This window comes from Flavobacterium sp. 1355 (assembly GCF_017833415.1).
Taxonomy (GTDB): domain Bacteria; phylum Bacteroidota; class Bacteroidia; order Flavobacteriales; family Flavobacteriaceae; genus Flavobacterium.
In genome coordinates this window covers 1-9,958 of the sequence record NZ_JAFICC010000027.1, presented here as the reverse complement: position 1 = coordinate 9,958, position 9,958 = coordinate 1, and the positions used below count along the sequence as shown (strand labels likewise).

3 protein-coding genes and 1 pseudogene are annotated in these 9,958 nt (G+C 37.0%); 1 reads left to right on the top strand and 3 read right to left on the bottom strand.

Features of this window, described 5'->3' with window-relative positions:
* The 3 genes and pseudogenes from JOD96_RS22295 to JOD96_RS22285 all read right to left on the bottom strand — a co-directional run.
* Positions 1-1,479: pseudogene (locus JOD96_RS22295) on the bottom strand (DUF11 domain-containing protein); the annotation flags it as partial.
* A gap of 138 nt (positions 1,480-1,617) precedes the next feature.
* On the bottom strand, positions 1,618-4,635 hold the full coding sequence (locus JOD96_RS22290; RefSeq protein ID WP_209566440.1) for a T9SS sorting signal type C domain-containing protein: 3,018 nt from the start codon (positions 4,633-4,635) through the stop codon (positions 1,618-1,620).
* A gap of 531 nt (positions 4,636-5,166) precedes the next feature.
* Positions 5,167-5,637 carry a regulatory protein RecX gene (locus JOD96_RS22285; RefSeq protein WP_209566439.1) on the bottom strand — a complete coding sequence of 157 codons (471 nt, stop codon included), beginning with the start codon at positions 5,635-5,637 and terminating at the stop codon, positions 5,167-5,169.
* A 409-nt stretch (positions 5,638-6,046) separates the two neighbouring features.
* Between JOD96_RS22285 and JOD96_RS22280 the strand changes: the two genes are divergently transcribed.
* On the top strand, positions 6,047-9,958 hold a 3,912-nt coding region (locus tag JOD96_RS22280), incomplete at its 3' end, for a beta strand repeat-containing protein (RefSeq protein ID WP_245188483.1).

Below are 9,958 nucleotides of genomic sequence, written 5' to 3'. Positions count from 1 at the left end.
TTGATTTGTAATAACTACATCGGCCGTTGCAGGAGATTTACACCCGGTACTGTTTGTTACTCTAAAAGTATAGGTACCTGCAGAAAGTCCTGTTATTGTTGCAGATGTTCCTGAACCTGTCGTTGTGATAAGGCCAGGGCTTCTTTCGATAGTCCATGTTCCTGTGGCAGGTAAATTATTCAGAACAACAGTTCCTAAATTAGTGCATGTTGTATTTGTTATTGTTCCAATAGTTGGAGGCGACAAAAGAACTGTTATAGTAGGTATATTATCGGTATTTGTTTGTCCAGAAATATCTTCAACGATATTTAATGAAGGATCTGTTCCTGTTACTCTGGCTGAATTTGTAACTCTTCCTGCTGTTACATCTGCAGCTGTAATTGTATAAGTACCCGCTAAGGTGGCTTTTGCACCAACGGCTAAGCTGGAAATTGGATTTCCGGAAATTACCATTCCCGGCATTGGATCTGTAACCTGAATATTGGTTATAGGAACTTCTCCTGTATTTGTTACTTCAAAAGTATAATTAATAACATCTCCTAATTTACCGCAAGATGCCATTGTAGCTTTTTTCACTAAACCTAATTCAGCAATCTTAAGTGAATTTGTATTGAAAGCTATAAAAGCACAATCTGAACTACCAGAAAAAGTAATTACAAAACGATCTACCTGCGCAGCATTTGCAGCTGTAATTCCAAAAGAACTCGTTTCAATTCCCAACATTCTGATATCTCTTGTTGATGCCGGAGAAAAACCATTCGCACCTCCATCTGCCTTAAATAAATCAAGACTATATGTACCAATAGCAGTAACCGATCCAAAAGCCACAGATATTTCGTTTCCAACTGTATTTCCGGAAGCATCAATAAATTTAAATTTATCGGCCGAACTGCTTCCGCCGGGATCTGCTACCTGAGTTACAATTAAATCAGGAACTGCATCTCCAATACCAGTCAGGTTTAAGTTATTTGTTCCAATCTTAAATTCTGCTACACCCGCTTTTATATTAGCGACGCCTGTACCTAAAGTCAATCCATTACTTCCATCTGTAAGCCTGGAAGCAAGCTCTGCACCAGTAGCACTAGTACCTGCCAATGGCGGTACTAAAGTTGCCGTACTTGTCGATCCGTCAATCATTGACCCTTGTAAAATATACATGCCAGAGTCTAATCCTAAGGTTTGGATTTTTAATGCTCTAAATTTCTGAGCGCTAAAAGATATACCGTTTGTTGTAAGTGTGTTATCACTAACACCTGTTGAATAGGTTTGACCATTCCATGCAAAGGCTAGTAAATTATTTGCAGTGTCCGGACGGTTTCCTACTCCGGTAGTTGAATTAGAACTCCAATATCCTTTCCAGTCCGTATGAATTCTTGTGATTGTATTTTGACTAAATGCCTTAAAAGATATTAGAAAAGAAAGCAGTATTAAATTTTTTAAAAATAAAGAACGAATGGTGAGTAGTATTTTTGGAGGCATAGAATTTAGTTTTTATTTAATTGGTTATTAATTTGCTTCTAAATTTTTGAGTATACAGTTTGTTATAAATTTTGTTCTTAATTAAAACCGAAAAAATCCGACAGCAAACTGTCGGATTCATATAGATTGGTTATAAAATCAATTAAAAATTATTTTTTTAGATAGGATGAAACCGTTCTCTAAAGTTACTTTTATAAATAAAACCTGATTTCCGGATTGTAAATTTGATATTTGGAAATCAGTTGCTTCAATTTTGTTTTTGGTATAAAGGGTTTTTCCTGTAATATCAAAAATGCTTATTTGCTGAATACTTTCTTTTGCAGAATTGACTTTAATTACCTTTTCTTTTACGGAAACAATTAAATCATTTTCAGTGTTTGCGAAATCTCCCGTGCCTAATGTTTTGTTGGTATAAAGCAATACCAGACGATCATTAAAGTTACCGGCTGCCGTGGTAAAGGTAAACTTACCGGCTTTCAGATCATGGATCACTCCGGTTGTCTTGTCCTCGATATAAACAGCTTGGTTTTCAAGATTGCCATCGGCCTGATCAATTGAAATGGTAAAATCACCTGCGATTGTAGTTCGGTATCCCAAAGGCACCACATCGGAATCTGCAAAAGGTTGGGAACGTCCCTGAATGGTAAATTTATCCTGGTTATTGACACTGTAGAAATCAACATATATGTTTCCGTCAAAAGTAGGTCCGTCATAGTTTTTGTCAAAGCCGTTTGTCGCTCCGTCTATATAACCAACCAGCATCTGCTTGAATGCCCCTTTGTCATTGGTCAGGTTAAGCCAGATATGTGCGTCTTCTGTAGTTACTTTGCCTGTTTTTCCGGGCTTGAAGAACTGGTCATTCTTAGCTCCGCCTTCACGCATTCCGTTATTGAACTGGACGGTTCCGTCAGTAGCTGCGCTGGCAAAAAAGGATTGCCCTGCCGCAATATATCCCGATGGTGTGGAATTGTTGTTTCCTGCATTTGCACTCGGTGCAGTACCTGTTCCTCCTGTCAGGTTGTAAGCAGCATAATCACTGGTCGTATATTGATACGCACCACCCAATACTACAGGAGTGTTATGTGTCCAGAAATAAAGGGTTCCGTTCATAAATGAGTTTCCTGCCAAAAATGCCGAAGCTTTTAAGGCTGATGGATATGGGTTTCCGATCAGGTAAAATTTACCTGCCTGCAATGTCTCTCCAGATATGGTCCCATTATTAGGAACTCCTTTAAAGGAAGCCTGATAATCTGTTCTGGCAGTATTGGAATAGTTTTGAGGTCCGCGGATAATATACCCTTTCCCCACCATCATATCGGTGTTTCGGTCTGTTACCAGCCAATTCGTTCCGGTAAAGCCCATGTACATATTATATTGAGTACCCGGGGAAACATCAATTAGTTTTTGAGGACTTACCGGTGTAGACCAGTAAACGAAATCTGCCTGACGGATCTTTTTGCTGATACGTTTGTAGGTAATGATTCCTGTATTGACAGAGGCATCATTAACCTGCAACAGACTTGAACTATCTTCAAAAGTCAAACTAGCTCCGGCTGCAACATTGACTGCATTCGTAATCTTCAGGGTAACTCCGGTAGCAACCGAAACATTTACGCCTGAATTGATGGTACATGAACAGGCTTCTAAATCTGAAGTCATAGTATAAGATCCTGTAAAAACAACCTTCTTTGTGGCATTCGGAGTTATTCCAGCTTCCCATAAAGTTCCATTCCATGTCGCAGTCGATTGATCTGCAATTTGCACATTAGAAAGTGGCGATGAAGTACATGAACCATTACTTACTGTAAAATTGTAAGTCCCTACAGCCAAATTTGTAACAGTATAGCTTGAGCCTGTATTTGTTATAGAGTTTGGAAAACTACCAGTTTGCGTTAATGTCCATGTTCCAGTTGGTAAGCCTGTTAAAGTTACGCTTCCACTAGCTGTACAAGTAGACGGATTAATAGCTCCTGCTATTGGAGCTGTCGGGGCTGCATTTACATTAGTCGTGGAAGATGTCGGAACTACTGCTATACAACCATCACTATTTCTGTAATTGATAGTTACAGTTTTACTTCCCCCTGTCTTCCATTGAAGGGTAACTGTATTGCTGCCTGTTCCTATTCCTCCAGAAATTATGGTATAATCATTACCGGCTGTACCAGGAATTGACCATGCATAATTGGTTTTGCCACTTTGAGTCGTGTACGTAACATTAGTATTGGCACACACTGGCGATGAAGGAGATACAGTAAAAGTTGGTGCAGCTGATACAGTAACATTCACCGGATTCGACAGGTCACTTGGGCAATAACCTGATTTTGTTGTTTTTACCGTATATGTTCCGGCGGTACTAACCGTTATCGATCTTGTTGTTTCACCTGTAGACCATAGATAACTGTCCTGAATACTTGATGTAAGTATTACACTACCTCCGGCACAAAGAGATGTACTTCCGCTTGCAGTAATTGTTGGTTTTACTGTTTTATTTGAGTTAATACCAACATAGTAGTATTCTAAATTATTTGTTTTACAGCCATTTGCAACTGCTAATGTTATATTACCAGAACCCGAACCAATTGTTGTAGTAATTGAATTCGTGTTTTGACCCGAAACAATAGTCCAGCCAGAAGGTACAGTCCATGTATAAGTTACCGCATTAGTTACAACGGGTACTGAATATACCTGACTTGTGTTTCCGTTACATTGTACACTTACCCCGGAAATATTCCCGGTGGCTCCTAATGCACCATATACTGTAATTGTTTTTTTAGAAGTTTTTACAACGCTACAACCTGATTGAGTGAGCGTATAAATAATATCTACAGTTCCTGGTGCAATTCCTTTGACCTTTGGATTATTACCATTACCTGAAGTCGTTACTTCAGCTATAGATGGATTAGAGGACGACCAAGTTCCACCGCCCCATCCGCCGGCTGACCAGAAATCTTCAGTCGAACCAACACATATTTTATCAGTATTACTGCTCACTACTCCGGCAGTTGCACCAGAATTGCATTGAGCTTGAACATTATTAAAGCTAAAACCTATAAAAAGCGCGGCAAAGATGATTTTTGAGCGAAATTTTATAGAACTTATTTTAAAAATGGGTAAAATGATAAAAAATAAAATACTTAAAAGTAATTTTAGAATCATATAAATCGTGGCATTTAAATTTTCAAAAAATTGTTTTTTTATTTTTTAATCTTATTGTTGAATCGTACCTTTTTTTTTAATTTTTTCTTCAAAAAATTTACATCCAAAATGAAACAGTTTAGTCATGTTAAACTTTTTCAATCAGGATGTTATGTTTGGCATAGAATTTAACTCCGCAAATATAAATACATCTTCGTGTTAGAAAATCAAGAGGTTTTTGGAATGCCTCTTTAATCGTTGAAATGTTAAAATAATCGATGAACTACATCATGAAAATTAACAATCTATGTTATTTCTTATAAATAGTCAAAATAAATTATAGGAATAATCGTAAATTAAGGCCTAAAAAAAGACGTTTTTTAAAAAATAATTTTAAAAAACGTCTTTTTTTATGAATATTTCGCAAGAAAGTAATATTTTATAACTATTAGTTATTAAGGAAAACATAAGTAAATTACCACATTGGGTTTTTGGAAAAATAAGATTATTCAGAAGAGAGAAATTCTGATTTTTTCAATATGAATTAATAATTTAAACTTGTTCTAATTCTTTGACTTTATCATAAACCAAAAAACTTTCATAACCTCTTCTCAACATATAATCACAGAATTTTTTTCTTTTTTTGAGAATGTTTTTTTCATGAATCGAATTCCAGCACCTTTCTGAAAGTTGACTGAAGGTGTCTCCATATTCTTCTGAAGAAATTTCTTTTAAAGCCAAAGTAATATTTGCAGGCGAAATTTGTCTTGCTTTGAGCTCATTTGTAATCCTGATTTTTCCCCAAAATTTGATTCTGTGTTTTCCTCTTGCAAAACTGCACGCAAATCTTGTTTCGTTCAAAAAATTGCTTTCAATCAACTGAACGACAATTGAATCAATTTCATCCGAAGTCATTTTTAAACTGTATAATTTGGCAACAACTTCTGCGTGGCATCGTTCCTGATAGGCACAAAAGTGTTCTAATTTCAGTAAGGCTTCTTTTGGGGTAAAAAATGAATTCATGAGTTTTTTCTTTCTTTTTAACTATTAATCCTAAAAATAATCATTTTGGTGTTAAAATTTAATCTATTCTTTTTACATTTCACAAAAAGACTTCCTTTAAAATGTTGTTTATGTAGAGAATTAATATATTTTTGCCGAGTAAATTTTTTGTTGAACAAATGTTAAACAAAAAGTTTTAAATACCTGTTTTTTATGTTTTTAAAACTGAAAGTATAAACATTACGTAAGTAATATATTATAGATAATATAGTACCAATAGTACTTTTTTATTACGTTTTATAACCAAAAACAAATTTAGAAATTTAATACCACAACACATATGATTAGAAAACTACTCTACTCCTTTTTTTTATTTTTATCGAAATGTTTAAATTTCCTATTTGAAAAATATGTCGTTTCAAATCTAAAAATGCTTTGCTTAGGAATGTTTTTTGTTTTGTATGGTGCCAGTGCACAGGTATCAACTTACACCTTTTCTCAAAGTACAGGAACATTTTCGTCTATAACCGGTACAACAGCGATAGCTGCTAATTGGGATGATGCCGCAACAGCTAATACCATACCTCTTAATTTTACATTTAGGTATAATAATGTAAACTATACAACTTGTTCAATAAATGCCAATGGTTCTTTAACTTTTGGAAGTGCAGGAGCAAACAATGAATGGTCTCCTATCTCATCTGGAACAACATATGCAGGTGCTATTAGTGCTTTTGGTATGGATTTGACAGGAAATACTTCTATTGTATATACAACAACAGGAACTGCTCCAAATAGAGTTTTTATTGCAGAGTGGAAATCAGCAAGGAGATATAATACAGGTGCAAATGATGGTAACCTAAACTTCCAGATAAGACTGAGTGAATCTACAAATTTGATACAAATTATATACGGTTCATGTACTACGAATGGTACAAACTTAAATGCACAAGTAGGATTGAGAGGAACATCTAATACAGATTATAATAATAGATCCGTGACTACAGGAACATGGGCGACTTCAACCGCAGGAGGAAATAACACAGCTGCTTGTAGTAACAATTCAGGTCGATTACCTTCCTCAGGATTAACGTTTAATTGGACTCCAGTATGTTCTACAAATAGCTTTACAAGTGTAGTGCCTATTACAAGTGTTTCATTTAATACATTACTTAAGACAACTTCTGCATCTAGTACAACAGCTTACGAAAATTTTACAGGCGATGTTACAAAAACTAATGTTGCCAAAGGACAATATTATCCTCTTACTGTTAAAGGAAATACCGGAGGAAATGTGAATGGTTATTACACAGCATTTATTGACTGGAATAATGATGGTGATTTTGATGATTCTGGTGAATATTTTGTGATAGGAACTATCAACGATTCTTCGGGAACAGATAGTAAAGTAGCTTCTACTTATATACAAGTTCCGATTGCTGCTGCAACAGGAAATATAAAAATGCGTATAATTGGCCGCGTAGGAAGCTATAATACAACTCCATGTTCTGCAACTGGTAGTATTGGCCAAATAGAAGATTATTTAATAAATGTTTTGTCTGGATGTTCAGGTACATCCGGAAATCCAGTTAGTACTTCTGCTTCTGTATGTCCCAATTCACCTTTTGTACTTTCTTTACCAAGTAGTACACTTACCGATGGTGCTTCTTATGTTTGGCAGACCTCTCCAGATGGCAATGCCCCATGGACAGATGCAATTACAAAAACGACATCTTTTTTTGGTACAGAACTTTTCAATTCATTACCAGCAAATACAAATGTGTATGGGACTGCTGCTGTAACAGGAGGGCAATTGGTATTAACTTCTGCTGTAAATAGTTCATATGGAGCATATGTTATTCAAAACACACCGGGAATTAATGTTGTAGATGCTTTTACTGTTAATTTCGATTATCAAATTCCTTCCGGGGGCGGTGGGGCTGATGGTTTTAGTTTGAGTTATGCCGGAGACATTACAAGTGATGCCACAGGAGGAGAAAATGGTCAGGGTACTGGGATAATTATTCAGTTTGATACTTATGACAATGAGGGTGTTGCGGTAGGAAGCCGCATAAGAATACAATATGCCGGAAATACTCTTTTTAATTCTGCAATTGATGCTCCGCCTCTAAGACCTACTAGTGGAAATACACCAGTCATTTTAACAGTGGATGCAAGAGGAAGATTATTATTAAAAGTAAATGGTCAAACAGTAGTTTCAGATCTTGCCTTACCAGCAGCATATCTTTCTGCAAATAAATCAACATGGAAATTTAAATTTGCTGCACGAACAGGAGCGTCGAATGATATACATGCAATTGATAATTTATTAATTAGATATCTGGATATAGCTAATTCTGGCCCAACATTTACAACTTCTCAAACGGCTAAAACATACTACCGTGTTGTAACAACATGTGGAGGATCACCCACTCCCAGCGGCTCAGTAATGGTGGATATGACATCTGCCACAATTAATCCAATGACATCTTCTGCTTGTACTGGAGTTGCTTTTACAGTAACACCAAATGCTACAAATGGCACTATTCCTTCGGGAACAACATACACATGGAACGCTCCTGTAGTTACTGGTGGTATGACAAATGGTGCTGCAAGTACAGGATCTCCTACAAGTATAACAGGAACATTACTAAATCCAACTCCTACACCACAAACAGCAACTTACACAGTTACGCCAATTACTGGTAATTGTACAGGAACTCCTTTTACTTTGACAGTAACAGTTAATCCTTTACCTATACCGAGTTTTACGGTACAACCTGCGACAATATGTGTGAATACTGATGTTACGTATACTACCCAAGCCGGAATGTCAAATTACACATGGGGATTTCCAGGAACTCTCGGACTAGATTATACAATCACTTCTGGAGGTACAAACGCATCTGATACAGTAATTTTAAAGTTCCTTACTGCAACAAGTAAAGCAGTAACTATTAATTATACTAATACTAATGGGTGTAGAGCGACAGCTTCGACTTCATCATCTGCTATTGTAGCATCACCTGCGACAGTTGCAGGATCTGTTGGCGGTGGCGCAACTGTATGTACAGGAACTAATAGCACATCTTTAACCTTAACAGGACATACGGGAAGTGTATTAAGATGGGAATCTTCGCTAGATAATTTTGCCACTGCAGGAACACCAATTACTAATACAACTGCAAACTTTACTGCTACTAATCTGACTGCAACAACTTCTTACCGAGCAGTTGTACAAAGCGGCAGCTGTGGAGCTTTAAATTCTGCTTCTGCTACAGTAACTGTTTCTCCTACGACAGTTGCAGGATCTGTTGGCGGCGGAACAACGGTATGTACAGGAACAAATAGCACAGGTTTAACCTTAACAGGCCATACGGGAAGTGTATTGAGATGGGAATCTTCGCTAAATAATTTCGCTACTGCGGGAACACCAATTGCTAACACGACTGCAAACTTTACTGCTACCAATTTGACTGCAACAACTTCTTACCGAGCAGTTGTACAAAGCGGAAGCTGTGGAGCTTTGAATTCTGCTTCGGCTACAGTAACTGTTTCTCCTGGAACGGTTGCAGGATCTGTTGGCGGCGGAACAACTGTATGTACAGGAACAAATAGTACAGGTTTAACCTTAACAGGATATACAGGAAGCATCGTAAGATGGGAATCTTCGCTAGATAATTTTGCTACTGCGGGAACACCAATTGTTAACACGACTGCAAACTTTACTGCTACTAATCTGACTGCAACAACTTCTTACCGAGCAGTTGTACAAAGTGGTAGTTGTGGAGCTCTAAATTCTACTTCTACTACAATAATTATTTCTCCAACAACAATTGCAGGCTCAGTCGGAGGATCAACAGCAGTATGTTCAGGAACAAATAGTACAACATTAACTTTAGCGGGACATACCGGAAACGTATTGAGATGGGAATCCTCTTTGAATAATTTTGCTACAGCAGGAACAACAATTGCTAACACGACTGCAAGTCTTACTGCTACTAATCTGACTGCAACAACTTCTTACCGAGCAGTTGTACAAAGCGGTAGTTGTGGAGCTGTAAACTCTACTTCGGCTACTATTACAGTGAACCCATTACCGGGAGCACCATTAGAAGGAACAAAAACTCCTTTTACATGTACAGAAGCAGGAAGCGTTTTATTAAGCGGCCTACCAGCCGGTTCATGGACTTTGACACAAATTGGTACCGCAAATAATATTATCAACAACAGCGGAGCAACTTTTACGGTTACAGGATTAATTCCAGGAAACTATACTTTTACGGTAAGTAATGGAACTTGTACTTCATTGCCTTCTGCAACAATAACAATAGATGACTCG

Bases quoted from the DNA above. Each gene is read 5' to 3' on its own strand.
- JOD96_RS22290 (WP_209566440.1), bottom strand. From the start codon at position 4,635: ATGATTCTAAAATTACTTTTAAGTATTTTATTTTTTATCATTTTACCC.
- JOD96_RS22285 (WP_209566439.1), bottom strand. From the start codon at position 5,637: ATGAATTCATTTTTTACCCCAAAAGAAGCCTTACTGAAATTAGAACAC.